The organism is Candidatus Kinetoplastibacterium sorsogonicusi, assembly GCF_003072465.1.
GTDB classification, from domain to species: domain Bacteria; phylum Pseudomonadota; class Gammaproteobacteria; order Burkholderiales; family Burkholderiaceae_B; genus Kinetoplastidibacterium; species Kinetoplastidibacterium kentomonadis.
The window spans coordinates 691639-717128 of record NZ_CP025628.1 but is presented as its reverse complement, the minus strand read 5'-3'; the positions used below and the strand labels follow the sequence as shown (position 1 = coordinate 717128).

37 protein-coding genes are annotated in these 25490 nt (G+C 27.5%); 32 read left to right on the top strand and 5 right to left on the bottom strand.

What is annotated here, in order from left to right; translation table 11 throughout:
• Window positions 1-55 precede the first annotated feature (55 nt).
• From rplC to rplQ, 28 genes are all read left to right on the top strand, one after another.
• Window positions 56-739, top strand: coding sequence for a 50S ribosomal protein L3 (gene rplC, locus CKSOR_RS03480; protein ID WP_108674186.1), 684 nt, complete (start codon window positions 56-58; stop codon window positions 737-739).
• Window positions 736-1353 carry a 50S ribosomal protein L4 gene (gene rplD, locus CKSOR_RS03475; RefSeq protein ID WP_108674185.1) on the top strand — a complete coding sequence of 206 codons (618 nt, stop codon included), beginning with the start codon at window positions 736-738 and terminating at the stop codon, window positions 1351-1353. Before rplC ends, rplD begins: the two co-directional genes overlap by 4 nt.
• On the top strand, window positions 1350-1646 hold the full coding sequence (gene rplW, locus CKSOR_RS03470) for a 50S ribosomal protein L23 (RefSeq protein WP_108674184.1): 297 nt from the start codon (window positions 1350-1352) through the stop codon (window positions 1644-1646). Before rplD ends, rplW begins: the two co-directional genes overlap by 4 nt.
• A complete protein-coding gene (gene rplB / locus CKSOR_RS03465) occupies window positions 1647-2474 on the top strand; it encodes a 50S ribosomal protein L2 (RefSeq protein WP_108674183.1) in 828 nt (275 codons plus the stop codon).
• 12 nt (window positions 2475-2486) lie between these two features.
• Window positions 2487-2762, top strand: coding sequence for a 30S ribosomal protein S19 (gene rpsS / locus CKSOR_RS03460; RefSeq protein ID WP_108674182.1), 276 nt, complete (start codon window positions 2487-2489; stop codon window positions 2760-2762).
• 4 nt (window positions 2763-2766) lie between these two features.
• Window positions 2767-3096 carry a 50S ribosomal protein L22 gene (gene rplV / locus CKSOR_RS03455; protein ID WP_108674181.1) on the top strand — a complete coding sequence of 110 codons (330 nt, stop codon included), beginning with the start codon at window positions 2767-2769 and terminating at the stop codon, window positions 3094-3096.
• 9 nt (window positions 3097-3105) lie between these two features.
• Window positions 3106-3906 (top strand): 30S ribosomal protein S3, encoded by an 801-nt coding sequence (gene rpsC / locus CKSOR_RS03450; RefSeq protein WP_108674180.1) that lies wholly within the window; start codon window positions 3106-3108, stop codon window positions 3904-3906.
• A 2-nt stretch (window positions 3907-3908) separates the two neighbouring features.
• The gene (gene rplP, locus CKSOR_RS03445; RefSeq protein ID WP_108674179.1) at window positions 3909-4325 is read left to right on the top strand and encodes a 50S ribosomal protein L16; all 417 of its coding nucleotides are present in this window, start codon (window positions 3909-3911) and stop codon (window positions 4323-4325) included.
• Between the two features lie 14 nt (window positions 4326-4339).
• Window positions 4340-4534 carry a 50S ribosomal protein L29 gene (rpmC, locus tag CKSOR_RS03440; RefSeq protein ID WP_108674178.1) on the top strand — a complete coding sequence of 65 codons (195 nt, stop codon included), beginning with the start codon at window positions 4340-4342 and terminating at the stop codon, window positions 4532-4534.
• Window positions 4535-4825, top strand: a complete 291-nt coding sequence (gene rpsQ / locus CKSOR_RS03435) for a 30S ribosomal protein S17 (RefSeq protein WP_108674177.1) — start codon at window positions 4535-4537, stop codon at window positions 4823-4825.
• A gap of 246 nt (window positions 4826-5071) precedes the next feature.
• Entirely contained in the window at window positions 5072-5440 is a 369-nt protein-coding gene (gene rplN, locus CKSOR_RS03430; RefSeq protein ID WP_108674176.1) for a 50S ribosomal protein L14, read from the top strand.
• A gap of 10 nt (window positions 5441-5450) precedes the next feature.
• Entirely contained in the window at window positions 5451-5774 is a 324-nt protein-coding gene (gene rplX / locus CKSOR_RS03425) for a 50S ribosomal protein L24 (protein WP_108674175.1), read from the top strand.
• Between the two features lie 16 nt (window positions 5775-5790).
• On the top strand, window positions 5791-6330 hold the full coding sequence (gene rplE, locus CKSOR_RS03420) for a 50S ribosomal protein L5 (protein ID WP_108674174.1): 540 nt from the start codon (window positions 5791-5793) through the stop codon (window positions 6328-6330).
• Window positions 6331-6342: 12 nt separating this feature from the next.
• A complete protein-coding gene (gene rpsN / locus CKSOR_RS03415) occupies window positions 6343-6648 on the top strand; it encodes a 30S ribosomal protein S14 (RefSeq protein ID WP_108674173.1) in 306 nt (101 codons plus the stop codon).
• A gap of 13 nt (window positions 6649-6661) precedes the next feature.
• Window positions 6662-7057: a 30S ribosomal protein S8 gene (gene rpsH / locus CKSOR_RS03410; protein ID WP_108674172.1), complete on the top strand. Its 396-nt coding sequence runs from the start codon at window positions 6662-6664 to the stop codon at window positions 7055-7057.
• Between the two features lie 11 nt (window positions 7058-7068).
• On the top strand, window positions 7069-7602 hold the full coding sequence (gene rplF, locus CKSOR_RS03405; protein WP_108674171.1) for a 50S ribosomal protein L6: 534 nt from the start codon (window positions 7069-7071) through the stop codon (window positions 7600-7602).
• Window positions 7603-7638: 36 nt separating this feature from the next.
• Complete coding sequence (gene rplR / locus CKSOR_RS03400) at window positions 7639-8007, top strand: 50S ribosomal protein L18 (protein ID WP_108674170.1); 369 nt, start codon at window positions 7639-7641, stop codon at window positions 8005-8007.
• Between the two features lie 16 nt (window positions 8008-8023).
• Window positions 8024-8545 carry a 30S ribosomal protein S5 gene (gene rpsE, locus CKSOR_RS03395; RefSeq protein ID WP_108674169.1) on the top strand — a complete coding sequence of 174 codons (522 nt, stop codon included), beginning with the start codon at window positions 8024-8026 and terminating at the stop codon, window positions 8543-8545.
• Window positions 8546-8553: 8 nt separating this feature from the next.
• Entirely contained in the window at window positions 8554-8733 is a 180-nt protein-coding gene (gene rpmD / locus CKSOR_RS03390; RefSeq protein ID WP_108674238.1) for a 50S ribosomal protein L30, read from the top strand.
• An 18-nt stretch (window positions 8734-8751) separates the two neighbouring features.
• On the top strand, window positions 8752-9198 hold the full coding sequence (gene rplO, locus CKSOR_RS03385) for a 50S ribosomal protein L15 (RefSeq protein WP_108674168.1): 447 nt from the start codon (window positions 8752-8754) through the stop codon (window positions 9196-9198).
• Window positions 9199-9218: 20 nt separating this feature from the next.
• Window positions 9219-10547: a preprotein translocase subunit SecY gene (gene secY / locus CKSOR_RS03380; RefSeq protein ID WP_422666643.1), complete on the top strand. Its 1329-nt coding sequence runs from the start codon at window positions 9219-9221 to the stop codon at window positions 10545-10547.
• A 13-nt stretch (window positions 10548-10560) separates the two neighbouring features.
• Window positions 10561-10779 (top strand): translation initiation factor IF-1, encoded by a 219-nt coding sequence (gene infA / locus CKSOR_RS03375; RefSeq protein WP_108674167.1) that lies wholly within the window; start codon window positions 10561-10563, stop codon window positions 10777-10779.
• A 32-nt stretch (window positions 10780-10811) separates the two neighbouring features.
• Window positions 10812-10925, top strand: coding sequence for a 50S ribosomal protein L36 (gene rpmJ, locus CKSOR_RS03370; RefSeq protein WP_108674166.1), 114 nt, complete (start codon window positions 10812-10814; stop codon window positions 10923-10925).
• A 33-nt stretch (window positions 10926-10958) separates the two neighbouring features.
• Window positions 10959-11324, top strand: coding sequence for a 30S ribosomal protein S13 (gene rpsM / locus CKSOR_RS03365; protein WP_108674165.1), 366 nt, complete (start codon window positions 10959-10961; stop codon window positions 11322-11324).
• Between the two features lie 17 nt (window positions 11325-11341).
• Window positions 11342-11740, top strand: a complete 399-nt coding sequence (gene rpsK, locus CKSOR_RS03360; protein ID WP_108674164.1) for a 30S ribosomal protein S11 — start codon at window positions 11342-11344, stop codon at window positions 11738-11740.
• 11 nt (window positions 11741-11751) lie between these two features.
• Entirely contained in the window at window positions 11752-12375 is a 624-nt protein-coding gene (gene rpsD / locus CKSOR_RS03355; RefSeq protein WP_108674163.1) for a 30S ribosomal protein S4, read from the top strand.
• 132 nt (window positions 12376-12507) lie between these two features.
• On the top strand, window positions 12508-13506 hold the full coding sequence (locus tag CKSOR_RS03350) for a DNA-directed RNA polymerase subunit alpha (protein ID WP_108674162.1): 999 nt from the start codon (window positions 12508-12510) through the stop codon (window positions 13504-13506).
• 129 nt (window positions 13507-13635) lie between these two features.
• Window positions 13636-13992, top strand: a complete 357-nt coding sequence (gene rplQ / locus CKSOR_RS03345; protein WP_108674161.1) for a 50S ribosomal protein L17 — start codon at window positions 13636-13638, stop codon at window positions 13990-13992.
• Window positions 13993-14062: 70 nt separating this feature from the next.
• Here the strand turns inward: rplQ and yihA are convergent, their stop codons facing one another.
• The 3 genes from yihA to CKSOR_RS03330 all read right to left on the bottom strand — a co-directional run bounded on the left by yihA (window position 14063) and on the right by CKSOR_RS03330 (window position 18610).
• Complete coding sequence (gene yihA / locus CKSOR_RS03340; protein WP_108674160.1) at window positions 14063-14680, bottom strand: ribosome biogenesis GTP-binding protein YihA/YsxC; 618 nt, start codon at window positions 14678-14680, stop codon at window positions 14063-14065.
• A gap of 29 nt (window positions 14681-14709) precedes the next feature.
• Window positions 14710-16011 (bottom strand): diaminopimelate decarboxylase, encoded by a 1302-nt coding sequence (lysA, locus tag CKSOR_RS03335; protein WP_108674159.1) that lies wholly within the window; start codon window positions 16009-16011, stop codon window positions 14710-14712.
• Between the two features lie 214 nt (window positions 16012-16225).
• Window positions 16226-18610 carry a penicillin-binding protein 1A gene (locus tag CKSOR_RS03330; protein ID WP_108674158.1) on the bottom strand — a complete coding sequence of 795 codons (2385 nt, stop codon included), beginning with the start codon at window positions 18608-18610 and terminating at the stop codon, window positions 16226-16228.
• A 133-nt stretch (window positions 18611-18743) separates the two neighbouring features.
• On the opposite strand from CKSOR_RS03330, the gene CKSOR_RS03325 reads away from it, so the two are divergent.
• Window positions 18744-19307, top strand: coding sequence for a shikimate kinase (locus CKSOR_RS03325; RefSeq protein WP_108674157.1), 564 nt, complete (start codon window positions 18744-18746; stop codon window positions 19305-19307).
• Window positions 19304-20383, top strand: a complete 1080-nt coding sequence (aroB, locus tag CKSOR_RS03320; protein ID WP_108674156.1) for a 3-dehydroquinate synthase — start codon at window positions 19304-19306, stop codon at window positions 20381-20383. The genes CKSOR_RS03325 and aroB overlap by 4 nt, the downstream gene beginning before the upstream one ends.
• On the opposite strand, the gene uvrA is transcribed toward aroB, so the two are convergent.
• Complete coding sequence (gene uvrA / locus CKSOR_RS03315; RefSeq protein ID WP_108674155.1) at window positions 20376-23186, bottom strand: excinuclease ABC subunit UvrA; 2811 nt, start codon at window positions 23184-23186, stop codon at window positions 20376-20378. The genes aroB and uvrA overlap by 8 nt on opposite strands.
• Before the next feature lie 115 nt (window positions 23187-23301).
• Between uvrA and ssb the strand changes: the two genes are divergently transcribed.
• Window positions 23302-23757, top strand: a complete 456-nt coding sequence (ssb, locus tag CKSOR_RS03310) for a single-stranded DNA-binding protein (protein ID WP_108674154.1) — start codon at window positions 23302-23304, stop codon at window positions 23755-23757.
• Between the two features lie 17 nt (window positions 23758-23774).
• Window positions 23775-24584, top strand: coding sequence for a 3-methyl-2-oxobutanoate hydroxymethyltransferase (gene panB / locus CKSOR_RS03305; RefSeq protein ID WP_108674153.1), 810 nt, complete (start codon window positions 23775-23777; stop codon window positions 24582-24584).
• Here the strand turns inward: panB and ubiA are convergent.
• Entirely contained in the window at window positions 24581-25459 is an 879-nt protein-coding gene (gene ubiA, locus CKSOR_RS03300) for a 4-hydroxybenzoate octaprenyltransferase (RefSeq protein WP_108674152.1), read from the bottom strand. The two genes, panB and ubiA, sit on opposite strands and share 4 nt — an antisense overlap.
• Window positions 25460-25490 lie beyond the last annotated feature (31 nt).

The following is a 25490-nucleotide window of genomic DNA, read 5'->3' as shown; positions in this document are numbered from 1 at the left end:
ATAGTTTAATAATTTAAATTAATTTCGGCCAATCGTAGTCGAATATGGAGTAAAAATGTTAAATCAACCTACTGCTAAAACTTTTTATAAGTTAGGGCTGTTGGGTCGCAAGATAGGCATGACACGCATATTTACAGATGATGGAGAGTCTATTCCAGTTACTGTATTAGATGTTTCTAATAATCATGTGATCCAATCTAAATCTCTAGATGTAGATGGTTATATTGCTGTACAAGTATCTTATGGTCAGCGTCGTCTTTCTAGAGTGACAAAACCATTAATAGGTCATTATGCTAAAGCTGGTGTTACTGCCGGTAATTTTGTTAAAGAATTTCGTTTAAATGAAAATAGTGAAATGCCTAAAATAGGATCTACTTTAAATATTGATGATATTTTTAGTGTTGGTCAACAAGTAGATATAACAGGTACTACTATAGGTAAAGGATTTGCTGGTACTATTAAAAGACATAATTTTGGAGCACAAAGAACTTCTCATGGTAATTCTCGTTCTCATAGAGTTCCTGGGTCTATAGGTCAAGCACAAGATCCAGGTAGAGTATTACCTGGTAAACGCATGTCTGGACACTTAGGTTCAACTACTTGTACTGTTCAAAATTTAAAAATTATAAAAATAGATACAAAAAGAGGTCTAATACTTGTAAAAGGTGCTGTACCTGGTCATATAGATTCTAATATTATTGTACGTCATGCTATCAAAAAAATGGGAGAATCTAAATGAATGTCAAAATGATAAATAATGATAATGGTTTTTTAGATTTTGATATTCCTGATTCTATATTTAATATTAATTTTAATGAACCATTAATTCACCAACTTGTTGTATCTTTTCAATCAAATGCACGTTCTGGTAATAGAGCTCAAAAAAATAGAGCAGATGTTAAGCACAGTACAAAAAAACCTTGGCGTCAAAAAGGTACTGGTAAAGCTCGCGCTGGTATGACATCTTCCCCTATATGGAGAGGTGGTGGTCGTGCTTTTCCTAGTTTCCCATATGAAAATTTTACAAAAAAATTAAATAAAAAGATGTATAAATTAGGAATAAAGTCTATTTTATCTAAATTATATAAAGAAGATAGAATGTTGTTTGTAGATTCTTTTATTGTAGATCTTCCTAAAACTAAATCTGCTGTATCTAAATTAAGTATTCTTGGTTTAAATTCTGCTTTAATTATTACTGATAATGTAGATGAAAATCTTTATCTTGCTACTAGAAATTTACCTAAAATAGCAGCAATAGAACCTAGATATATAGATCCTTTGTCTTTAATTAGTTTTGAAAAGATAGTCATTACAAAAGCGGCTATTAAACAGTTTGAGGAGATATTAGGATGAATATAGATCGTTTAATGAAAATAATGATTTCTCCTTTAATTACAGAAAAAGCTACACAAATAGCTGAAAAAAATAAACAATTTGCTTTTTTAGTTGTTCCAGATGCAACTAAATTAGAAATTAAAAATGCTGTGGAAATGTTATTTAAAGTGCAAGTAAAATCAGTATCTGTAATTAACATAAAAGGCAAATTAAAACGTGTTGGTAAATTTATGGGTCGTCGCAAAGATCAAAAAAAAGCATACGTTAAACTTATGAATGGCCAAGAAATTAACTTTACTGAGGTGGTTTAAATGTCATTGATAAAAATTAAACCTACATCTCCTGGTCGTCGTAGCATGATCAAAGTAGTTAATGAAAATTTATATAAAGGCAAAGCTTACGCACCACTTTTAGAAAAAAAAATACGTACTTCTGGTCGTAACAATAATGGTCATATTACTGTTAGACATAGAGGTGGTGGTCATAAAAGCCATTATAGAATAATAGATTTTCTACGTAATAAAGATGGAATATTAGCTAAAGTAGAAAGGATAGAATACGATCCTAATCGTACTGCTCATATAGCTTTATTGTGCTATATAGATGGAGAAAGAAGATATATAATATCTCCTAAAGGAATAAAAGTTGGAGATACTGTTGTTTCAGGTAGTGAATCACCAATTCGAATAGGTAATGCATTACCTATTCGCAATATTCCTGTTGGTACTACTATTCATTGTATAGAAATGTTACCTGGTAAAGGAGCTCAATTAGCTAGATCTGCAGGTTCTTCAGCAGTTTTATTAGCTAAAGAAGGAACATATGCTCAAATACGTTTAAAATCAACTGAAGTTAGATTAGTGCATGTTAATTGTCGAGCTACAATTGGAGAAGTTGGGCATGAGGAACATAGTTTAAGAAAATTTGGTAAAGCTGGTGCTATTAGATGGTTGGGTATTAGACCAACAGTTAGAGGTGTAGCAATGAATCCAATTGACCATCCTCATGGAGGTGGTGAAGGACGTACTGGGGAAGCAAGAGTACCTGTTAGTCCATGGGGAACTCCTACTAAAGGTTATAAAACTCGCCGTAATAAGTTAACTAGTAATATGATTATTCAACGACGTAAGCGTAAATAAGAGGTTAATAAAATGTCACGCTCGATCAAAAAAGGTCCATTTGTTGATTCTCATTTAATGAAAAAAGTAGAGTCAGTAATTGCGACAAAAAACAAAAAACCAATAAAAACATGGTCTAGAAGATCCACTATATTACCAGAATTTATAGGTCTTACAATAGCAGTTCATAATGGACGTCAACAAATTCCAATATATATAAATGAAAATATGGTAGGTCATAAACTTGGTGAATTTTCTTTGACTCGTACATTTAAAGGACATGCAGCTGATAAAAAAGCTAAAAGGTAGTCATATGGAAACTATTGCTAATATACGTGGAGTTCATATCTCCTCACAAAAAACAAGATTAGTTGCAGATTTAATTAGAGGTAAATCAGTAGCTAATGCTTTAAATATACTTAAATTTTCATCTAAAAAAGCTGCTGGAATACTTAAAAAAGCTGTTGAATCTGCTATAGCTAATGCTGAACATAATATTGGTGCAGATATTGATGAATTATATATAAAAACTATTTATGTTGATAAAGCTCAATCTATGAAACGTTTTTCAGCTAGAGCAAAAGGTCGAGGCAATAGAATAGAAAAACAAGCTTGTCATATTACAGTTAAAGTTGCAAATTAAGGAATCAAAATGGGTCAAAAGATTTATCCAACTGGATTTCGTTTACCAGTGACACATAATTGGTCTTCACGTTGGTTTGCTAACGATAAGGCTTTTAGTGAAAAATTAACTGGTGATATTCGTGTTCGTGAATATCTTAGAAAAAAATTAAAAGGCGCTTCAGTTAGTAAAATATTAATTGAGAGACCAGCTAAAAATGCTAGAATCACTATATTTTCTGCCCGTCCTGGTGTTGTAATAGGTAAAAAAGGTGAAGATATTGAAATTTTGAAAAATAACTTACAACAGTTAATGGGTGTTCCTGTTCATGTCAATATTGAAGAAGTAAAAAAACCTGAAATTGATGCTCAATTAATAGCTGATTCTATTGCACAACAATTAGAAAAAAGAATAATGTTTAGACGTGCAATGAAGCGATCTATGCAATCTGCAATGCGTTTGGGTGCTCAAGGTATTAAAATAATGAGTTCTGGTAGATTAAATGGTATTGAAATAGCTAGGACTGAATGGTATCGAGAAGGTAGAGTGCCTTTACATACTTTAAAGGCTAATATTGAATATGGTACTGCTGAAGCTCAAACTACCTATGGTGTAATAGGTATAAAAGTTTGGATTTATAAAGGCGATATGGTAAATACTTTTGATTCTTTAGAATCTAATAATTTAAATTTTAAGGAAGAAGAACGTAAATCACGTAAACATTATATTCGTCATGAAAATAAAACTAGCGATACTAATAATGTACGTAGAAATCGTGAAAAAGTATCTGCAACAAATAATACTATTAATTCTACGCGTGAAGGAGAGTAAATATGTTACAACCATCTCGCAGAAAATATCGAAAAGAACAAAAAGGTAGAAATACTGGTTTAGCTACTAGAGGAGCTACTGTAGCTTTTGGTGAATATGCATTAAAGGCTACAGAACGTGGTAGATTAACTGCTAGACAAATTGAATCAGCACGTCGTGCTATAAATAGACACATAAAAAGAGGTGGAAGGATTTGGATAAGAATATTTCCAGATAAGCCTATCTCTCAAAAACCAGCTGAAGTAAGAATGGGTAACGGTAAGGGCAATCCAGAATACTGGGTTTCAGAAATACAACCAGGCAAAGTTCTTTATGAAATGGAAGGTGTTAGTGAAGAATTAGCTAAAGAAGCTTTTCGTTTAGCAGCAGCAAAATTACCTATTGCTACTATTTTTGTTTCACGTCGTATTGGTGTTTAAAGGAATAATATATTATGAAAGCTATTGATCTTCGTGAAAAAGATGAGGTATGGTTAAAAAAAGAACTAGAAAGTCTTCTAAGAGCTCAATTTAGTATTCGTATGCAGAAAGCAATGCAGCAACTAAATAATAATAGTCAAATTAAAAAAATTAGGCGTGATATAGCTCGTATTCATACTATCTTGACTCAAAAAAGAAGGAAGATTTAAATGACTGACAATTCTAAAAAAGAAAACAGTAATCTGATTAAAACTAAAAGAACTTTATCTGGTAAAGTAATTAGTAATAAAATGAATAAATCTGTTGTAGTAGAAATAGAGAGAAAAGTAAAGCATAAAACATTAGGCAAATTTGTTAAAAGCTCTGCTAAATATAAAGCTCATGATGAAAAAAATCAATATAATGAAGGTGATATAGTAGAAATAATGGAATGTCGTCCTATATCACGTACTAAATCTTGGGTCGTAGTTAGATTATTAGAAGCAGTAAAAGTTATTTAATTTTTAAAAGCAAATATAAAAAAGTATAATTGTTATATTATAATATTTTGTTTTAATGATGTAATTGTTTATTGATATAATACTTGCAATTATATATTTTAATATTTAAAATACATGATTAATGCTTATTTTTTTCAAAAAAATAAGCATTGATTCTTTAAATTTCAACTCATAGTGTCTATTTTTTGACGCTTTACGGGGCCAAAACTGGTAAAATTTTTTACTAAGTTGGGACAGGAAAAAATCATGATTCAAATGCAGACTACATTAGACGTAGCAGATAATACTGGTGCACGTCATGTGATGTGTATCAAGGTGCTTGGAGGATCAAAGCGCCGATATGCCAGTATTGGAGATATTATTAAGGTTACCGTTAAGGATGCAATTCCGCGTGGACGTGTAAAAAAAGGTGAGATTTATAATGCTGTTGTTGTACGTACAGCTAAAGGTATTCGACGTAAAGATGGTTCTTTAATTCGTTTCAGTAGCAATGCTGCTGTATTACTTAATGCGAAACTTGAACCAGTTGGTACTCGTATATTTGGTCCTGTAACAAGAGAATTACGTACAGAACGCTTTATGAAGATAGTCTCTTTAGCACCTGAAGTTCTTTAGGAAACTTGTTATGAATAAAATAAAAAAAGGTGATGAAGTTATAATCATATCAGGAAAGGATAGAACAAAACGAGGTATCATTTCTGCAGTAATAAAGAATAATTATGTTCTAGTAGAAGGAATTAATTTTGTTAAAAAACATGTTAAACCTAACCCTATGAATAATAATAAAGGTGGGGTCATTAGTAAACCATTACCAATACATATTTCTAATGTTGCTATTTTTAATACAGAAACTAAGAAAATAGATAAAGTTATTATTAAGAATATAGATGGCAACAAAGTTCGAGTATTTCGATCTAACGGTACTTTAATTAGTGCTGATAAAGTATAATATAAGGGCTATAATGATGTCTCGTTTACAAGAGCTTTATAAAAATAAAATTGTAGATGAATTAAAAAAACAATTTAAATATAAAAGTATTATGGAAGTGCCTCGTATTTATAAAATTACTTTAAATATGGGTGTTTCAGAAGCTGTAACTGATAAAAAGCATGTAGAAAATGCTTTAATTGATTTAACAAAAATTTCAGGTCAAAAACCTGTTATTACAAAAACTAAAAAAGCTATAGCTGGATTTAAAATACGCGAAAATTATCCAATAGGTTGTATGGTTACATTACGTGGAGTACGAATGTACGAATTTTTAGATCGTTTGGTATCTATTGCTTTACCAAGAGTAAGAGATTTTAGAGGAATTTCTAGTAAATCATTCGATGGAAGAGGAAATTATAATATGGGTATTAAAGAACAAATTATTTTTCCTGAAATTGAATATGATAAAATAGATGTTTTACGTGGTCTTAATATTAGTATTAATACTACAGCTAAAACAGATGAAGAAGCTAAAGCTTTATTAGTAGCTTTTAAATTCCCATTTCGTAATTAAAGGAAATATAAAGTGGCTAAATTGTCTTTAATAAATCGCGATATTAAACGTGCTACATTAGTTAAAAAATTTTTAAATAAACGCAATTATTTAAAATCAATAATTGATAATCAATCAAAAACTCTTGAAGAACGTTATGCTGCTAGATTAGAACTTCAAAAATTACCACGTAATGCTAATCCAACACGTCAACGCAATAGATGTATTGTTACTGGACGTGCACGTGGTGTATTTCGTAAATTTGGTCTATGTAGACATAAATTACGTGAAATGGCAATGAAGGGTGAAATCCCTGGTATTACTAAAGCAAGCTGGTAAGGAAACTAATAATATGAGTATGAGTGATCCAATTGCTGATATGTTGACTCGTATCCGTAATGCACAACACGCTGATAAAATTGTTGTGAATATGCCTTCTTCTAAATTAAAAGTTGCTATTGCTTCTGTATTAAAAGAAGAAGGTTATATTGATAATTATAAAGTTAGCAATATAAATTCTAAAAATTATTTAGAATTACAATTAAAATATTATGCAGGTCGTCCAGTTATTGAACGTATAGATCGTGTGTCTCGTCCTGGATTACGTGTGTATAAAAGTAGCGCAAAAATTCCTCAAGTGATGAATGGTTTAGGTGTAGCTATTGTATCAACGTCATTAGGAGTAATGACTGATCGTAAAGCTAGATCTAATAATGTTGGTGGTGAAATTTTGTGTTACGTGTCTTAGGAGAAATTTGAATGTCACGTATCGCTAAATATCCAGTTATCGTGCCTGATGGTGTTACTATAGAATTAAACCAATATCAAATAATTGTTCAGGGAAATAAAGGTTCTTTAAAACAAAATTTGACTAATTTAGTAAATGTAACTTTTGAAAATAATAAAATTTTTGTAAAACCTAAAAATAATTTACAACATGCTATAGCAATGTCTGGTACTTTAAGTGCATTAATTAGTAATATGGTAAAAGGTGTAAGCAAAGGCTTTGAAAGAAAATTATTATTAGTAGGAGTTGGTTTTCGTGCAACTATATTAGGTAATTCTATTAAACTTCAACTTGGTTATTCTCATGATATAAATTATCAACTACCTGTTGGAATAGTTGCTGAATGTCCATCGCAGACAGAAATTATTTTAAAAGGTGCTGATAAACAGGTAGTAGGCCAAGCTGCTGCAAAAATAAGAGCATATCGTCCTCCTGAACAATATAAAGGGAAAGGAGTAAGGTATTCTGATGAACATGTGATTATTAAAGAAACTAAGAAAAAATAAAGAAAATAATGTGATGTTTATTTAGAAGGAAGATTTATGAATAAGAAAGATTCACGTTTACGTCGTTCTGTGCAAACACGTCGCAAGATAGCTGAGCTTAATAATGTTAATCGTTTATCTATATTTCGTTCTAATTTGCACATATATGCAAATATAATTACACCTAAAGGTGATCGTATTTTAGTTAGTGCATCTACTTTAGAATCTAAAGTAAAAGATCAATTAATAGATAAAACTGGTCGAGGTGGTAATAAATATGCTGCTACAATAGTAGGTAAATTAATAGCAGAAAAAGCTATTGCTTTGGGCCTTAGTAGTGTAATATTCGATCGTTCTGGTTTTCGTTATCACGGTCGAATAGAAGCCTTAGCAAATGCAGCTCGTGAAGCTGGTTTAAAGTTTTAAAAGTAAGGAATAAAAAATGGCTAAAATGCAAGGTAAAAATAGTACAGAAAAAGATAACGATGATGGTTTACGTGAAAAAATGATTACTGTAAATCGTGTCAGTAAGGTAGTTAAAGGTGGACGTACTATGAGCTTCGCTGCTTTAACTGTTGTTGGAGATGGAGATGGACGTATTGGCATGGGTAAAGGTAAAGCTAGAGAAGTACCATCTGCAGTTCAGAAAGCAATGGATAAAGCTAGGAGAGATATGTTTAAAGTTTCTTTATTAAATGGTACTTTACATCATACAGTGGTTGGTAAGCATGGTGCATCAAAAGTATTAATTTCTCCTGCTTCTGAAGGTTCAGGAGTAATAGCTGGTGGTCCTATGAGAGCAATTTTTGAAGTTATGGGTATCCGTAATGTTGTAGCTAAAAGTTTAGGTTCTAGTAATCCTTATAATTTAGTCAGAGCTACTTTTAAAGGATTGAAATCATCTATTACTCCAAGCGAAGTAGCTGCTAAACGTGGTAAAAGTATTGAAGATATTTTAGGTTAATGAATATTATGTCTAATGATCAAATTAAAATTAAATTGATACGTTCCCTTATAGGTACAAAAAAATCTCATAGAGAAACTGCTATAAGTTTGGGATTACATCGTTTAAATAGTATTAGTATACTCAAAAATACTCCTGAAACACGTGGTATGATTCGTAAAATTAACTATTTAATTCAAATTTTTTAGATTTATGGATATAATTATATGTCATTATTTAAATTGAATTCTTTATCTCCAGCTTTAGGTAGCAAACATAATAAACGCAGAGTTGGAAGAGGTATTGGTTCTGGTTTAGGAAAAACATCTGGCCGTGGTCATAAAGGACAAACATCTAGGGCTGGTGGATTTCATAAAGTTGGATTTGAAGGTGGACAAATGCCGTTACAAAGAAGATTACCTAAAAGAGGTTTTACTTCTAAAAGTAATAAATTTGTTGATGAAGTTCGTATTTCAGAGTTATTATCTTTAAATAAAGATGAAATAGATATTAATGATTTGAAGCTAGCAGGTATTATTTCTCAAATAATTAAATCTGTTAAAATTATTAATACTGGTGGTAGTACTATAAATCGTAGTTTAAAGATAAAAGGAATGTCTCTTACTGCTGGTGCTCGTGCTTCAATAGAAGCAGCTGGTGGATCGGTAGTTTGAATTTTGGAGTGTAGCTAGTGGTGAAAAAGGCAAAAGCATCTATGGGTAATGGATTATATTCAAATAAAAATAATGATTTAGTTAAAAGAATAATATTTTTACTTTTATCGTTAATTGTTTATAGATTAGGTTCTCATATTCCAGTTCCTGGAATAAATCCTGATGCTTTGGCTAACCTGTTCATAAATAATAGAGATGGCATTCTAGGTTTATTTAATATGTTTTCTGGTGGTGCTTTATCTAGATTTTCTATATTTGCTTTAGGTATTATGCCATATATTTCTGCATCTATTATTGTTCAGCTTATGTCAGTAGTTTTGCCTTCATTGGAAGCTTTAAAAAAAGATGGTGAAATTGGTCGTAAGCAATTAACGCAATACACTAGATATTTTACAGTTATTTTAGCTACTATTCAATCTATAGGTATATCTATAGTGTTAGAATCTCAAAAAGATCTGGTAATAAATCCTGGTTTTCTATTTGAATTAACAACCGTTTTTACATTAGTAGCTGGTACCATGTTTTTAATGTGGCTAGGTGAACAAATAACTGAGAAAGCTATTGGTAATGGAATTTCTGTAATAATATTTGCTGGTATAGTATCTGAATTACCTTCAGCAATAACAGCATTATTAGATATGGTTAGTAGTAGCATGATTTCTATGACTTCATCTTTTTTAATATTATTATTAATTATATCTGTAACTTTATTTGTTGTTTTTGTTGAACTAGCACAAAGAAAAATAAATATAAATTACGCAAAACGTCAAATGGGAAATAAAATTTATGGTGGACAAAGCTCTCATTTGCCTTTAAAGTTAAATATGGCAGGTGTCATACCCCCTATTTTTGCTTCTTCTATAATCTTATTTCCAAGTACAGTGTCCAGTTGGTTTTCTAATGGTAATAATTCAATGTTATCATATTTGGCAACAATATTAGCACCACGTCAACCTATATATCTTTTTCTTTATACTATTGCTATCATATTCTTTTGTTTTTTTTATACTGCTATAGTTTTTAATAGTAAAGAAACTTCTGATAATTTAAAAAAAAGCGGAGCTTTTATCCCTGGTATAAGGCCTGGAGAATATACAGCTAGATATATTGATAAAATTTTAACTAGGCTTACTTTGTCAGGTGCTATTTATATTGCTATAGTATGCTTAATACCAGAATTATTAGTTATGTATTGGCATGTTCCATTCAATTTTAGTGGAACATCATTATTAATTATTGTAGTAGTGACTATGGATTTTATGACTCAAATTCAAACACATATTATGTCAACCCAATATGAATCTTTAATTAAAAAAATAAATAAAGATTCATATTTAACTAAGAAATAATGAAAGTAATATAATGTCTAAAGATGATGTAATACAAATGCAAGGAGAGATTATTGAAAATCTTCCAAATGCGAATTTTCGTGTTAAATTAGAAAATGGCCATATAGTTTTAGGACATATTTCTGGTAAGATGCGTATGCATTATATTAGAATTTTGCCAGGTGATAAGGTTACAGTAGAATTAACACCTTATGATCTTACTAGGGCTCGAATTATATTTAGAGCTAAATAGATAGTATGTTTGGCTATTAATAGGAGTTAATTATGAAAGTTATGGCATCAGTTAAGCGTATATGCCGAAACTGTAAAGTTATTAAACGCAATAGAACTGTACGAATTATTTGTACAGATCCTAGACATAAACAACGTCAAGGTTAATTAGATTATTTATTAAGGAACTAAGGAACAATTATGGCCCGTATTGCAGGCATTAATATTCCGCCACAGCAACATGCTGAGATAGGATTAACATCAATTTTTGGTATAGGTCGAGCACGTGCTCGTCAAATTTGTAATAAAGCAGGTGTATCTTTATCAAAAAAAATACAAGATCTGACTGATATAGAATTAGAAAAAATTCGTGAACAAGTAAATTTATTTACAGTAGAAGGTGATTTACGAAGAGAAGTACAGTTATCAATAAAAAGGTTGATTGATTTAGGTACTTACCGTGGAGTCAGGCATAAACGTGGTTTGCCAGTTCGTGGTCAACGTACACGTACTAATGCTAGAACTCGCAAAGGACCTCGTCGTGCTGCAGCTTCTTTGAAAAAGTAAGCTAAGGAATAAAAAATATGGTTAAAGTTGCTACAAGTGGATCTAAAGTCCGCAAAAAAATAAAAAAAGTTGTATCTGATGGTATAGCGCATATACATGCGTCTTTTAATAATACTATTATTACTATAACAGATAGACAAGGTAATACATTATCATGGGCAACATCAGGTGGTGCAGGATTTAAGGGATCTAGAAAATCTACACCATTTGCAGCTCAAGTTGCTTCTGAATCTGCTGGTCGTATTGCTTTAGAGTTTGGAATGAAAAACCTTGATGTTCGCATAAAAGGACCAGGTCCAGGACGTGAATCTTCAATTAGAGCTCTAAATGCATTAGGTATAAAAATATCTAGTATTTCAGATGTAACTCCAATTCCTCACAATGGTTGTAGGCCACCTAAGCGCCGTCGTATATAAGGAATAATAAAATGGCACGTTATATTGGACCTAAATGTAAATTAGCTAGAAGAGAAGGTACTGATCTTTTTCTTAAAAGCTCTCGTCGTTCTTTTGATTCTAAATGCAAATTAGATTCAAAACCTGGACAACATGGTAGAACATCAGGTACTAGAATTTCAGATTATGGTACACAATTACGAGAAAAACAAAAACTCAAAAGAATGTACGGTATTTTAGAAAAACAGTTTCATAAATACTTTGAAGAATCTGATCGTATCAAAGGTAATACTGGTGAAAATTTAATTAAACTATTAGAATCACGTTTAGATAATGTTGTATATCGAATGGGTTTTGGTTCAACTAGAGCAGAAGCTCGTCAATTAGTAAGCCATAAATCAATAGAATTAAATGGTAAAGTAGTGAATATTGCCTCTATTAATGTGAAACCTGGTGATATAATATCTGTTAGAGAAAAATCTAAAAATCAAACGAGAATAATAGAGTCAATTAATTTATTAAAAAGTATTGGTGTTCCACAATGGATTGATTTGGATATAGATAAACTTAAAGGTATTTTTAAATCTGCACCAGATCGTTCTGATGTTGCACAAGATATTAATGAATCTATGATTGTAGAATTATATTCACGTTAAGTATAAATTAGTTGATTCATTTTAGCCGTATATTTAATATTTACAGCTATATTAAATTAATAAATCATTTAATTTTTTAATATTGAATCTTAATAATAAATTATATAGTGAAATTAAATAGGAATTTTTTACATGTCTAATCATGGATTTTTAAAGCCACGTTTAATAAATATAGAACCCATTGGCTTAAATCATGCAAGAATTATTATGGAACCTTTTGAGCGTGGTTATGGGCATACGTTGGGTAATGTTTTACGTCGTATATTATTATCGTCAATGGATGGTTATGCACCTACCGAAATTCAAATTTCAAATGTTTTACATGAATATTCTACTATCCCAGGAATTAGAGAAGATGTTGTAGATATCATTTTAAATTTAAAAGGTATCGTGTTTAAAATATATAATAAAAATGAAGTTATATTACAAGTTAAAAAAAATAAAATTGGTCCATTATTAGCTAGTGATATAGAATTACCTCATGATGTAGAAATTATTAATCCTAATCATTTAATTTGTAATATAACTCAAAATAATGACTTTAATATGCAAATTAAAGTAGAAAAGGGTAAAGGTTATAAACCTGGTAATATACGTGTATTATCTGAAGATAATAATATTTCTAAAAATGGAATTGGAAAGATATTACTAGATGCTTCTTTTAGTCCAGTACGTCGTGTTAGCTATAAAGTAGAAAGTGCTAGAGTTGAACAACGTACTGACTTAGATAAATTAGTAATGGAAGTAGAAACTAATGGAGCAATATCTCCTGAAGATTGTATACGTAATGCTGCTAGAATTCTTATAGATCAAATTTCTGTTTTTGCAAGTCTACAAGGTACTAATGAAAAAATAGAATCTGAAAATCATATTGGAGCTCCACAAATTGATCCAATTTTATTGCGTCCAGTTGATGATTTAGAATTAACAGTGAGATCAGCTAATTGTCTTAAAACAGAGAATATTCATTATATTGGTGACTTAATACAAAAAACAGATAATGAATTATTAAAAACTCCTAACTTAGGACGTAAATCATTAAATGAAATTAAAGAAGTATTAGCTTCTAGAGGTCTGTCGCTTTCTACAAAATTAGATAATTGGCCTCCTAAAATTATAGATGATTTTTAAATTATTTTATAAAATATATAATATCGGGCCGTGATAATTAATAAATTTATTTATCAATAGAAGATCCGAAACATTCAATAATCTATTTAATAATAGATTAAAGTATAGATTCAAGGAAAGGGATATAATATGCGTCATGGTAAAGGTTTGCGTAAACTAAATCGTACTAGTAGTCATCGTATTGCTATGTTTCGTAATATGGCTGTATCATTAATAACACATGAGATTATAAATACTACATTACCAAAAGCTAAGGAATTGAGGCGCATAATTGAGCCTTTAATTACTTTATCAAAAAATCCTACAGTAGCTAATAAACGATTAGCTTTTGCGAGATTAAGGGATCGTGCAGCAGTATTAAAGCTATTTAATACTATTGGTATTAGATGTTTAAATAGAAGTGGTGGTTATACTAGAGTATTAAAAGCTGGATTTCGTAATGGAGATAATGCTCCAATGGCAATTATTGAGCTAGTGGATAGATAACTTGTAATTAACAATAGTTATATTAATTTTATGTAAAATTAATATAACTAATTAATATAACTTAAAAAAATCAAATTTTATTTAATTTTTTAAGTATAATTTTTTCTAAATATTGATTAGTATTGTCTATACCTATTTTTTTAGTGGAAGAAAACTCTAAAGTATCAAATAAATTTAGTTTTATTAATTGCTGTTTTATATTTTTTATTTTAGAAATTCTTTTTTCATGAGATAATTTATCAATTTTATTTATTAAAACTAATTTAAAACAATTAGAATTATTAATATAATTAATTAATAATTTATCTAAATCTGTTAATCCTCGCCTAATATCTAATATTAATACTATACACAGTATCGAATTTCTATGTATATAACTATTTAATATATTTGTCCAATTTTGTTTTATATTATTTGAAACAGAAGCATAACCATATCCCGGTAAATCTACTAAATAGCATAATGTATAATTTTTTAAATCATTTACTTTAAATAAATTAATTAATCTTGTTCTACCTGGTAATTTACTAGAAAAAGCTAATTTCTTCTTATTAGTTAAAGTATTAATAATAGTTGATTTTCCAACATTAGATCTTCCAACAAAACAAATTTCTGGTAAACAATCTTTTGGTAAATTTTCTATTTTACTTTCTGATTTAAAAAATATAGTATTATTTAATAATGACACTGAAAATGAAACCCATAAAAAAATATTATTTATTCAATAGGGATAAGTAATTCTTTTTGAATTATTTCTTCAATACTTTCACGTTGACGTATTATGTAATATTTATCCTTATCTACAATTATTTCTGCTGCTTTAGGTCTGGAATTATAATTGCTAGCCATAGTCATACAATATGCACCTGCTGACTCTATAGCAATTAAATCACCTTCTTTCAAAGAAGACAATAATCTATTTTTAGCAATCCAATCAGCACTTTCACAGACAGGACCTACTATATCATAGTATTGTTTATTATTATTTTTATTATATACTGGTAAAATACCATGATACGCTTGATACAAAGCAGGTCTCATTATATCATTCATAGCTGCATCAATAATAGCAAAATTTTTTGTTAAAGTAGTTTTAATATACTCTACTTTGCTTAATAATATACCAGAATTACCTACTAATGAACGACCAGGTTCTAATATAATTTGTATATTATGCAAGTTATTTTCTTTGAGCTTAGCAGCAAAAAAAACTAAAAGTTCTTCTATATTAAAAATTTTATCGTTATTATGATATTTAATTCCTAAGCCACCACCCAAATCTATATGTTCAATATTGATATTTATTTTATGTAACTTTTTGGCAAAATTGATTATCTTATTAATTGTATCTATATAAGGAGCTAATTCTGTGATTTGAGATCCAATATGACAGTCTATTCCAACTATTTTAATATTAGGTAATGTACTAGCTAATTTATATAATGCTAAACTTTCTTCTATATCTATACCAAATTTATTTTCTTTTAGACCTGTAGATATATAAGGATGAGTATTAGCATCTACATTTGGATTAATTCTAATAGAAATATTAGCATTTTTATTCAAAATATTTGAAATTTTTGATATTTTTCTAAGTTCACTTTCTGATTCTATATTAAAACATTTAATACCATATTCTAAAGCTATTTTTATTTCCCAAGATTTCTTACCTACACCAGAAAAAACTACTTTATTTGTATTAATTCCAGCAGCTATTACTTTTTTTAATTCACCACCTGATACAATATCAAAACCTGCTCCTAAAAAACCTAGTTCTTTAACTATAGAGATATTAGAATTAGCTTTCATACCATAACATATTAATACATTTTTGTCTTTTATAGCTTTCGCATATTTATTCCAAGATTCCCTAATAGATGCTCTAGAATATACATATAATGGAGTATCTAATTTTTCCGATAATATTTTTAGTGGAATATTTTCTACATATAAGTCTTCATTTATATAATGAAAATGAGGAAATCCAACTGGTGTTATTTTTTGATTTATATTTGTCATAATTAATTGATAAAAATTAGAATGATTGATTTACATTTGAATATTTTTTGTTATACATATAAATTTATTAATAAATCTTTTTTATAACTAAAAAATAGCAAAAAATATAATATAAATATAGATTATATAAATATTCTTCAGCATAACATTATCCATAAAAATAATAGTTAAATAATCTACTTTCCATATATTATCATTATTATAACAATAATAGTTATTCTAATTTTGTAAAATTATCTAAAAAACTACTTAAAATTTCTGTATCATTATTAGATGTAGATTTATCATTAATTTCATTAACTGTAGGTATTTCTGGTAGAAAAAAGTCTCCATCTTCATCTAGTTCTATTCCTTCTGGTACCTCTCTTATATGATCTTCAGGAACTCCTTTCAAAGCTTCTTTCATATAATTAATCCAAATTGGCATAGCAATAGCACCACCAGTTTCCTTATCTCCAAGTGAAACTAAGTTATCAAATCCTACCCAAGTAGTGGCTGATATGCTTTGATTATAACCTGCAAACCATGCATCAAATGAATTATTTGTTGTACCAGTCTTGCCTGCTATATCATGTCTTTTTAATTCAATATTAGTTTTACGAGCTGTACCTTTAGTAGCGACTCCTTTTAACATATCGTCCATTATATAAGCTACTCTTTTATCTATGCTAAGTATATCATTATCTCCAGCTTTTATGGGTTGACATTGCATTAATATATTACCATCATTATCTGTTACTTTATCTATTAAATAAGGAGAAACAAGATACCCTCCATTTGCAAATATAGAAAATGCATTTACTAGCTGCAATGGAGTAACAGAACCAGCACCTAATGCTAACGGTAAAAGAGCAGGATGTTTATTTTTATCAAAACCGAATTTAGCTAAATATTCTTTTGCAAATTCTGGACCTATAAATTCTAATATTCTAATAGATGCCATATTCTTAGACTTATATAAGCTTTGTCGCATTGTAACCTTATCTTCATATTTATTACCATAATTTTTTGGATTCCAAGCTTTAGAACCTGTTTCTTCTGCAGTCATAATAAATGGTTGATCAGATATTCTAGTTGATGGCTTTACACCTTTTTCTAAAGCCGCAGCATAGATAAATGGTTTAATACTCGATCCAGCTTGTCTCCAAGCTTGTGTGACATGATTGAATTTAGATAAATAAAAATCGAAACCACCTACTAATGAAAATATGGCACCATTATTAGGAGACATAGATACTAGAGCTGCTTGTACTTTAGGAAAATTTATAATCTCCCAATTATTTAATATATTTCTATATATATATACTATAGATCCTCTTCTAATACTTTTATTTATTATACAATTTTTAATATAACTTATATTTGATTGATCATTTATATTTATTCTATCTTTCCCATTTTTTGTTAATATAATTTTTTGATCAGATACATATAAAATAATAGCTGGGATAATACCATCCAATTCAACTAAATTTTGAAATTTTTTTGAAATAAGTTGCTGAAAATTTTTTATATCAGATTCAATATTTACTGGTAAGTCTATATAATCTTCTTCACCTAAATATGTTAATTTTTTTGTATAAGAAATAACCCCATCCCTAACTGCTTTATAAGCAGCAATTTGATCTTTAGATTTAATAGTAGTATATACATTTATGCCACTTGAATATAAATCGTTTTTATATATATTAAATAATAGTTGCCTAACTAACTCTGCTGCATATTCTCCATGTAATAAATCTTTATTATAAAAAGAACTTTGATCATCTGTATAGTATTTACTATCTTTTAAACAAATTTTTTCTTGTAGAGCATTATTATATTCATCTTTGTTTATGTAATTTAATAATAACATTCTTCCTAAAATATATTTTTGTCTATTAGTAGATCGTTTATAATTGGAAAAAGGATTAAATATTGATGGTGCTTTTGGTATCCCTGCTAATAAGGCAGCTTCAGCTACATTAATTTCATTTATTGATTTGCCAAAATAAGTAATTGCAGCTGCAGCAAAGCCGTATGAACGGTGACCTAAATATATTTGATTCATATACAATTCTAAAATTTGATCTTTAGTTAATTCTGATTCAATTTTAAATGTCAACATAAATTCATAAAATTTCCTAGAATATGTTTTTTCAGATGACAAATAGAAATTTCTTGCAACTTGCATAGTAATTGTGCTAGCTCCTTGGATTTTAGCCATATGACTAATATTAGCTAAACCAGCTCTAATTACTCCAAACCAATCAATACCTTTATGACTGTAAAAACGATCATCTTCAGCTGCAAGCACTGCTAATTTCATAATATCTGGTATTTCATTATATTTTAATAAATTACGACGTTCTTCACCAAATTCTCCTAATAAAATATGATCAGCAGTATAAATTCTTAACGGCAATCTTGGTTTATAATCAGTTAAGGCATTTAAATTTGGTAGTTTTGACCATGTCATAGTTATAGCAATACTAAGTAATGATATAGCACAAAATATTAATCCTATAAAAAATACTAATAATTTTAGTATTAAAGAAAAAAATTTTTTGTTATTTTTTTCATACAAGTTTTTATTTTTATATTCATTTATATTTCGCATTGTGTAATCTTAAGATATCTTATATAGGTAATAATTTATTAAGTGTAACATTTTATTACATTTATTATTTTGAAACTTATTAAATACATATGAATAGTTCATATTTTAATATAGGAAATAAGGAAAATTAATCTTGAATTGTAATAATTATAAAAATATTCAAAAATTATCATATAATGATCCAATATTTCTTATTGGTATGATGGGATCTGGTAAAACAACTATAGGAAAACATTTAGCAAAAAATTTAAATAGAAAATTTTTAGATTTAGATCATTTAATTGAACTAAAGTCTGGTTTAAATATACCTACAATATTTGAAATTGTAGGAGAGGTTGGATTTAGAGAACAAGAATCTTGTGTTTTAAATGAATGTTTAAATTGTAAAAATACAATTATAGCTACTGGTGGTGGAATAATTTTATCAGAAAAAAATCGTATATCATTAATGAAAAGTGGAATTGTCGTTTATTTTAAAACTAATATAAATGAATTATTTAAAAGAACTTATAAAGATAATAATAGGCCATTATTATCTACTAAAGATCCTTATATTACGATTGAAAAAATGTTGAAATTGCGAGAACCTTTATATTTAAAAACTGCTGATTTAGTAATTGATACATCTATAAATTCTATTGAAAATATTATCAATTCATTATTGATATTATTATACGAACATAAGAGGATAAAATGAATATTGTGAAAGTAAACACTAAAAGTAGTTGTTATAACATAAATATAAGCAGTGGCAGATTAAAACACATAAATGAATCTATCCCAATAGATACAACAAGTATAGCTATTATTACTAATAATACTATAAGTTCTATGTATATAGATATTATTAAATCTTCTTTAAAAAGTATTCATAAACCTATTATCGAAATATGTTTGCCTGAAGGTGAAGAGTATAAAAATTTACATACATTGAATATTATATTTGATAATTTATTAAAAAATAATTTTGACCGTAAATCTTTATTAATTGCTTTTGGCGGTGGAGTTATTGGAGATATTACAGGATTTGCAGCTTCAGTATATATGAGAGGAATTAGATTTATACAAATACCAACAACTTTATTGGCACAAATAGACTCTTCTGTTGGTGGTAAAACTGCTGTTAATCATATTTTAGGAAAAAATATGATAGGTTCTTTTTATCAACCTATTTCTGTAGAAATAGATATAGATGTTTTAAATACCTTGCCAAAAAGAGAAATTTCAGCTGGTTTAGCAGAAATGATTAAATATGGATTAATTATAGATAAAAATTTTTGGGAATGGTGTGAAAATCATATAAAAAATTTAATAAATTTAGATCAAAATCATTTAATATATGCTATAAAAAGATCTTGTGAATTAAAATCTTTTGTTGTAAGCAAGGATGAAAAAGAAAATAATTTAAGAGCAATTTTAAATTTTGGACATACTTTTGGACATGCTATAGAATCTGTTTTAGGATATGGTAAATGGTTGCATGGTGAAGCAGTAGCTTGTGGAATGATACAAGCAGCAGAATTATCATCTAATATTTTAAATTTAAAAAGATCAGACGTAGAACGTATTAGATCTATGATTAAAAATATTAATTGCCCTATATTAGCGCCAAAAATAGATATAGAAAAATGGTTACATGCAATGAAAGTTGACAAAAAAAATACAAATGGTGAAATAAATTTTGTTTTATTACCAGAAATTGGAAGTTCCATTATAAAAAGTGTATCTAATAAAGATATTATAAACACAATTTTAATTACTAGTACTATTTAGATATATATTTTGCAGTATCACTTTGTGATTTTTTTAGTTCTTTAAAAACACCTTGAAACATAATATAACCTCCTTCTGTATTCGCACCAGGTCCTAATTCTATTATCCAATCTGAAACAGTTATAATTGAAATATTATTTTCAATTATAACTATTGTATGGCCTAAATTAATTAATTTCTCAAATATGTTAATTAATTTTTCTATATCTTGAAAATGCAATCCAATAGTTGGTTCATCTATAACATATAAATTTTTACCATTTTCATTTATGTGATATTTTGTGAAACCTATAGTTAGTTTAAGTCTATGTAGTTCTCCCATAGATAAAAAATTTATATCTTGCCCTAATTTTATATGTGATAAACCAATTTCATGCATTATAGAAATTTTTACAAAAATTTCAGGTATATTTTTAAAAATTTCTATAGATTCTGATATAGTTAAATTTAGTATTTCACTTATATTTAACCCTTTATATTTAATTTCTAAAGTTTCTTTATTAAATCTATTACCATTACAGTAATCACAAATTTGATAAATATCTGCTAAAAAATCCATTTTTATTTTTAACTTACCATGTCCAGTACAAAATTCACACCTACCACCTTGTAAATTGAAACTAAATCTACTACTTTTATAACCTCTTTTACGAGATTCATTTGTATTTGCAAATAAATTTCTAACGATATCAAATATCCCAATATAAGTAATAACATTACTATTTGCATTTTTTCCTATATTTTCTTGATTAATTACAATAATATGATTAAAAAATTCTACACCATGTAATTGAGAATAATGTAGAGATTTTTTCGAAGTATTATAAATAATATTTGATATAGCATTAGATAATGTGTCTATAATTAATGATGATTTACCAGATCCAGATATTCCTGTAACACATGTTAAATAACCTATAGGAATCTTAATATCAATATCTTTTAAATTATTACCTGTAGCATTTAATAGTATTAGATTTTGTGTTTTTTTATTTATTATTTTTGATTTTCTATTTTTTTTTAAAGAAGTATTTATATATTTTTTAATAATAGATGCTGGATTTTTGATAATTTCATTATAAGTACCATTTGCTAAAATATTTCCTCCATTTACACCAGCTCCAGGGCCCATTTCTATTATCCAATCTGCATGCATAATTATATCTTTATCATATTCTATTACTATAATAGTATTTCCAAGACTTTTTAAATATTGTATTCCAGATATTAATTTATCTATATCTTGTTTATGTAAACCAATAGATGGTTCATCTAAAATATATGTAATACCACTTAGACCTATGGACATTTGATTTGTTAATTTTATGCGTTGTTGTTCTCCTAAAGATAAGGTATTCATTGGTCTATTTAATGATAAATATCCTAAACCCATATTAATAAGCATAGATAATTTATTAATAATTTTTAATGTAATAGTATCTACAATTTGTTTTTGAGATGGATTAATATTAATCCATTTACACCATTCTAGAAGTTCTTCTATAGAAAGATTTTCTACTGTATTAATACTAAATTTTTGGTTATTAGAAAATATAAATACATCTAAATTTAATGATTTAAATTGATGAGAATTGCAATTGTGACATTTTTGGTTTTCATAAAATTTTTCTAAGTAAATATTATTACCTTCTAATACTTGTCTTTGTAAATTTGGTATTAATCCTTCATATGATTTATATTCCATGTATTGATGCCCATTAATATCTGTATATGTAAAAGATATTTTTTCATTCTTTGAGCCCCAAAAAATTTTATTTTTAATATGATCAGGAATATCTTTATATTTACTATGAATATTAAAACTATAATGTTTAGCTAAACTATTTATTAAATCTTTAATAAATACATTGTTCATATCCCATACTTTTATAGCCCCATTTGCAATACTTAAATCTTCAGATGATATTAATAAATTTGGATTAAATTTTTTAATAAAACCTGATCCATAACATTTAATACATGTACTAAATATTTTTGATTTTATGATTGGTAAATTTAATTGACATTTAGGACACATATATTGTGTAGTAAATACAATTTCTTCTTGTGAATCAAGATCGAACACTTTAACAATATTTTTTGAAATATTAATTGCAATTTCTATACTTTCTGCGATACGTTGCTTATTTTCATATTTATTATATAATCTATCTATAACAATTTCTAAACTAAATTTTTGAGATTTTATATCTTTATCATAACTTTTTTTTAATATATTAAGATCATCAATAATTACACCATTTATCATAAAGCGCATAAACCCTTTAGCAATAAAATCATTACAATGAATATATAAATCATTTATATTAATGTTTTTTGCAAATGGGGCTATTATAGCTATTTTTCTATCATATGGCATTGTCAATATATTATTAGTAATTTGTTCTACATTAAATATTGACAATGATATGTTATGTTTCATACATATCAATATGCCTATCTTAGAATATAGTAATTTTAGGTATTCTTTAATTTCTGTTATAGTAGATACTGTTGATCTAGAATTTTTGAAAAAACCATTTTGTTCAACTGCTATTGCAGGAGATAGTCCTTTTATAGATAAATATTTTGGGTTCGTTAGTAATTTTAAAAATTTTCTTGCATATAATGAAATACTTTCTATATATCTTCTTTGACTTTCTGCATATATTGTATTAAATGCTAGTGATGATTTCCCTGATCCAGATACTCCAGTAATTACTATGAATTTATTTTTAGGTATTTTGATGCTAACATTTTTTAGATTATTTGTACAAACTTCATGTATATCAATTATGTCCATTATCTTTCCTAATATATATATATATTTTAATATATATATTGTGTTCTAATAAAAATTATTTGGTATAATATTAATATTTACATAAATTTATTTATATTTCCACATTGAGGTAAAGATGGCATCAGTTAATAAAGTAATATTATTAGGAAATTTAGGTCGTGATCCAGAACTTAGATATAGTCCAGACGGAATGTCTATATGTAATATTTCTATTGCAACTACTTATCAGTGGAAAGATAAATCAAGCGGTGAACGTAAAGAAGAAACTGAATGGCATAGAATCGTTATGTATAATAGATTAGCAGAAATAGCTGGAGAGTTCCTAAAAAAAGGAAAATCTGTATATATAGAAGGAAGATTAAAAACACGTAAATGGCAAGATAAAGAAAGTGGTATTGATAGGTATAGTACAGAAATAATTGCAGAAAATATGCAAATGTTAGGTAGTCGAGAAGACAATAGCAATTTCAATGAATCTAAAAATAATAAAATTAACAAGCCATTGAATAAATCATTATCCAGTAGTAGTGATATGGGTATTTTAGATATGGATGATGATATTCCTTTTTAACATAAAATTATTCTATAATGAATTTAAAAATAAGAAAAAATAAAGATTTTATAAAAAATTCTAAAGGCATTAGAAGATTAGTAGCTGTATCATCATATACAGCTATAATGGCAAAATTAATAGATGATTATGTTGATGTAATATTAGTAGGAGATTCTCTTGGTATGATATTGTATGGGTACGATAATACTTTATCAGTTACATTAGATATGATGATAAATCATGGTAAAGCTGTAGTTAATAGCTCAAAGAAAGCATTTGTAGTTGTAGATTTACCTTTTGGGTCATATCAATCATCTAAATCTCAAGCTTTTGAATCTGCATCTAAAATAATATCTTTAACAGGTGCTAATGCTGTTAAATTAGAAGGAGGTATAGAGATGTCGAAAACTATACAATTTCTAACTGAGCGTGGTATACCAGTATTTGGTCATATTGGTTTAATGCCTCAATATTTTAATAGTTATGGCGGTTTCAAATGTCAAGGTAATAATCAATATGAAGAAGATAAAATTTTTCAAGATGCTTTGGAATTAGAAAATTCAGGTGCTATTGCACTAATAGTAGAATGCACTTTTGAAAATATAAGTAGACGTATAGCAGAACAATTGAAAATACCTGTAATAGGTATAGGAGCATCTCCTTATTGTGATGGACAGGTACTTGTAGCTGCTGATATTTTAGGATTAAATATGGATTTTAATCCTAAATTTGTACAAAAATATGAAAATTTAAGTATAAAAATTAAAGAAGCAATTTTTAACTTTTCAGAAGATGTTAGAAAAAATAAATTTCCAAAAAATGAACATTGTTTTATAAAAAATTAAAATAATCCTAAATAACTTACTATAGTAACAATTACTCCTATGAGTAAATTAGAACGAAATATTTTTATATTTTTATATTTATCATCATTAAACGTTAAATTTATATTAAAAGAAAAAACTTGCCATATAAAGTGTATAGATATAATTAATATTCCTAAAAAATACAATCTATTATAGGATAACAATATTCCATTTATAGTCCACATGATTATAGTTAATATATAAAAAATACTTATATATTTTTTGCCTGATTCTTTAAATAAAATAGCTGTAGATTTTATTCCTATTTTTAGGTCATCTTTAATATCTGAATAAGCATATATAGTATCATATCCTATTTGCCAAAATATAGATCCTAACCACATAAAAATTGCTGAAAGTGATAAATTGTTTCTAGTATCTATCCAAGCCATCAATATTCCAAAATTAAAACAAATTCCAAGAATCAATTGAGGCCAATATGTAATTCTTTTACATAAAGGATAAAATATTATTAATGGTATTAATAATATAGATAATAAAAGACAATTTTTATTAATAAAAAATATCAAAGGTATACAAAATATACATTGAAGTATTAAAAAATAAATAGCATTTATTACACTTATAGTACTATTAGCTATAGGTCTATTTTTTGTACGTTCTACATTACAATCAAAATTTCTATCAAATATATCATTAATGGTACAACCAATACTTCTTAACATAATTGCACCTAAAGAAAATATAAACAATCTATTTAAATTTGGAATACCATCACTAGCTTGAATCAGTGATGCAATACAAGGTAACAATGCTAGCCATATTCCTATTGGATTATCTAGTCTACATAATTGTATATATTTACCTAAAGTATTTATTTTTAATTTGTTCATAATATAGAAGATAAAAAAATAATACTTTTAT

Excerpts from the sequence above, each read along its gene's own strand:
- rplN (WP_108674176.1), top strand. The coding sequence starts at position 5,072 with ATGATTCAAATGCAGACTACATTAGACGTAGCAGATAATACTGGTGCA.
- rplP (WP_108674179.1), top strand. The coding sequence starts at position 3,909 with ATGTTACAACCATCTCGCAGAAAATATCGAAAAGAACAAAAAGGTAGA.
- ssb (WP_108674154.1), top strand. The coding sequence starts at position 23,302 with ATGGCATCAGTTAATAAAGTAATATTATTAGGAAATTTAGGTCGTGAT.
- rpsM (WP_108674165.1), top strand. The coding sequence starts at position 10,959 with ATGGCCCGTATTGCAGGCATTAATATTCCGCCACAGCAACATGCTGAG.
- rpsK (WP_108674164.1), top strand. The coding sequence starts at position 11,342 with ATGGTTAAAGTTGCTACAAGTGGATCTAAAGTCCGCAAAAAAATAAAA.
- rpsS (WP_108674182.1), top strand. The coding sequence starts at position 2,487 with ATGTCACGCTCGATCAAAAAAGGTCCATTTGTTGATTCTCATTTAATG.
- rplB (WP_108674183.1), top strand. The coding sequence starts at position 1,647 with ATGTCATTGATAAAAATTAAACCTACATCTCCTGGTCGTCGTAGCATG.
- infA (WP_108674167.1), top strand. The coding sequence starts at position 10,561 with ATGTCTAAAGATGATGTAATACAAATGCAAGGAGAGATTATTGAAAAT.
- uvrA (WP_108674155.1), bottom strand. The coding sequence starts at position 23,186 with ATGGACATAATTGATATACATGAAGTTTGTACAAATAATCTAAAAAAT.
- rplO (WP_108674168.1), top strand. The coding sequence starts at position 8,752 with ATGTCATTATTTAAATTGAATTCTTTATCTCCAGCTTTAGGTAGCAAA.
- rplD (WP_108674185.1), top strand. The coding sequence starts at position 736 with ATGAATGTCAAAATGATAAATAATGATAATGGTTTTTTAGATTTTGAT.
- rpsH (WP_108674172.1), top strand. The coding sequence starts at position 6,662 with ATGAGTATGAGTGATCCAATTGCTGATATGTTGACTCGTATCCGTAAT.
- rplQ (WP_108674161.1), top strand. The coding sequence starts at position 13,636 with ATGCGTCATGGTAAAGGTTTGCGTAAACTAAATCGTACTAGTAGTCAT.
- rpsC (WP_108674180.1), top strand. The coding sequence starts at position 3,106 with ATGGGTCAAAAGATTTATCCAACTGGATTTCGTTTACCAGTGACACAT.
- rplC (WP_108674186.1), top strand. The coding sequence starts at position 56 with ATGTTAAATCAACCTACTGCTAAAACTTTTTATAAGTTAGGGCTGTTG.
- rplX (WP_108674175.1), top strand. The coding sequence starts at position 5,451 with ATGAATAAAATAAAAAAAGGTGATGAAGTTATAATCATATCAGGAAAG.
- aroB (WP_108674156.1), top strand. The coding sequence starts at position 19,304 with ATGAATATTGTGAAAGTAAACACTAAAAGTAGTTGTTATAACATAAAT.
- rplW (WP_108674184.1), top strand. The coding sequence starts at position 1,350 with ATGAATATAGATCGTTTAATGAAAATAATGATTTCTCCTTTAATTACA.
- panB (WP_108674153.1), top strand. The coding sequence starts at position 23,775 with ATGAATTTAAAAATAAGAAAAAATAAAGATTTTATAAAAAATTCTAAA.
- rpsD (WP_108674163.1), top strand. The coding sequence starts at position 11,752 with ATGGCACGTTATATTGGACCTAAATGTAAATTAGCTAGAAGAGAAGGT.
- rplE (WP_108674174.1), top strand. The coding sequence starts at position 5,791 with ATGTCTCGTTTACAAGAGCTTTATAAAAATAAAATTGTAGATGAATTA.
- rpmC (WP_108674178.1), top strand. The coding sequence starts at position 4,340 with ATGAAAGCTATTGATCTTCGTGAAAAAGATGAGGTATGGTTAAAAAAA.
- rplF (WP_108674171.1), top strand. The coding sequence starts at position 7,069 with ATGTCACGTATCGCTAAATATCCAGTTATCGTGCCTGATGGTGTTACT.
- rplR (WP_108674170.1), top strand. The coding sequence starts at position 7,639 with ATGAATAAGAAAGATTCACGTTTACGTCGTTCTGTGCAAACACGTCGC.
- rplV (WP_108674181.1), top strand. The coding sequence starts at position 2,767 with ATGGAAACTATTGCTAATATACGTGGAGTTCATATCTCCTCACAAAAA.
- lysA (WP_108674159.1), bottom strand. The coding sequence starts at position 16,011 with ATGACAAATATAAATCAAAAAATAACACCAGTTGGATTTCCTCATTTT.
- rpsQ (WP_108674177.1), top strand. The coding sequence starts at position 4,535 with ATGACTGACAATTCTAAAAAAGAAAACAGTAATCTGATTAAAACTAAA.
- CKSOR_RS03330 (WP_108674158.1), bottom strand. The coding sequence starts at position 18,610 with ATGCGAAATATAAATGAATATAAAAATAAAAACTTGTATGAAAAAAAT.
- ubiA (WP_108674152.1), bottom strand. The coding sequence starts at position 25,459 with ATGAACAAATTAAAAATAAATACTTTAGGTAAATATATACAATTATGT.
- rpmD (WP_108674238.1), top strand. The coding sequence starts at position 8,554 with ATGTCTAATGATCAAATTAAAATTAAATTGATACGTTCCCTTATAGGT.
- CKSOR_RS03350 (WP_108674162.1), top strand. The coding sequence starts at position 12,508 with ATGTCTAATCATGGATTTTTAAAGCCACGTTTAATAAATATAGAACCC.
- rpsE (WP_108674169.1), top strand. The coding sequence starts at position 8,024 with ATGGCTAAAATGCAAGGTAAAAATAGTACAGAAAAAGATAACGATGAT.
- rpmJ (WP_108674166.1), top strand. The coding sequence starts at position 10,812 with ATGAAAGTTATGGCATCAGTTAAGCGTATATGCCGAAACTGTAAAGTT.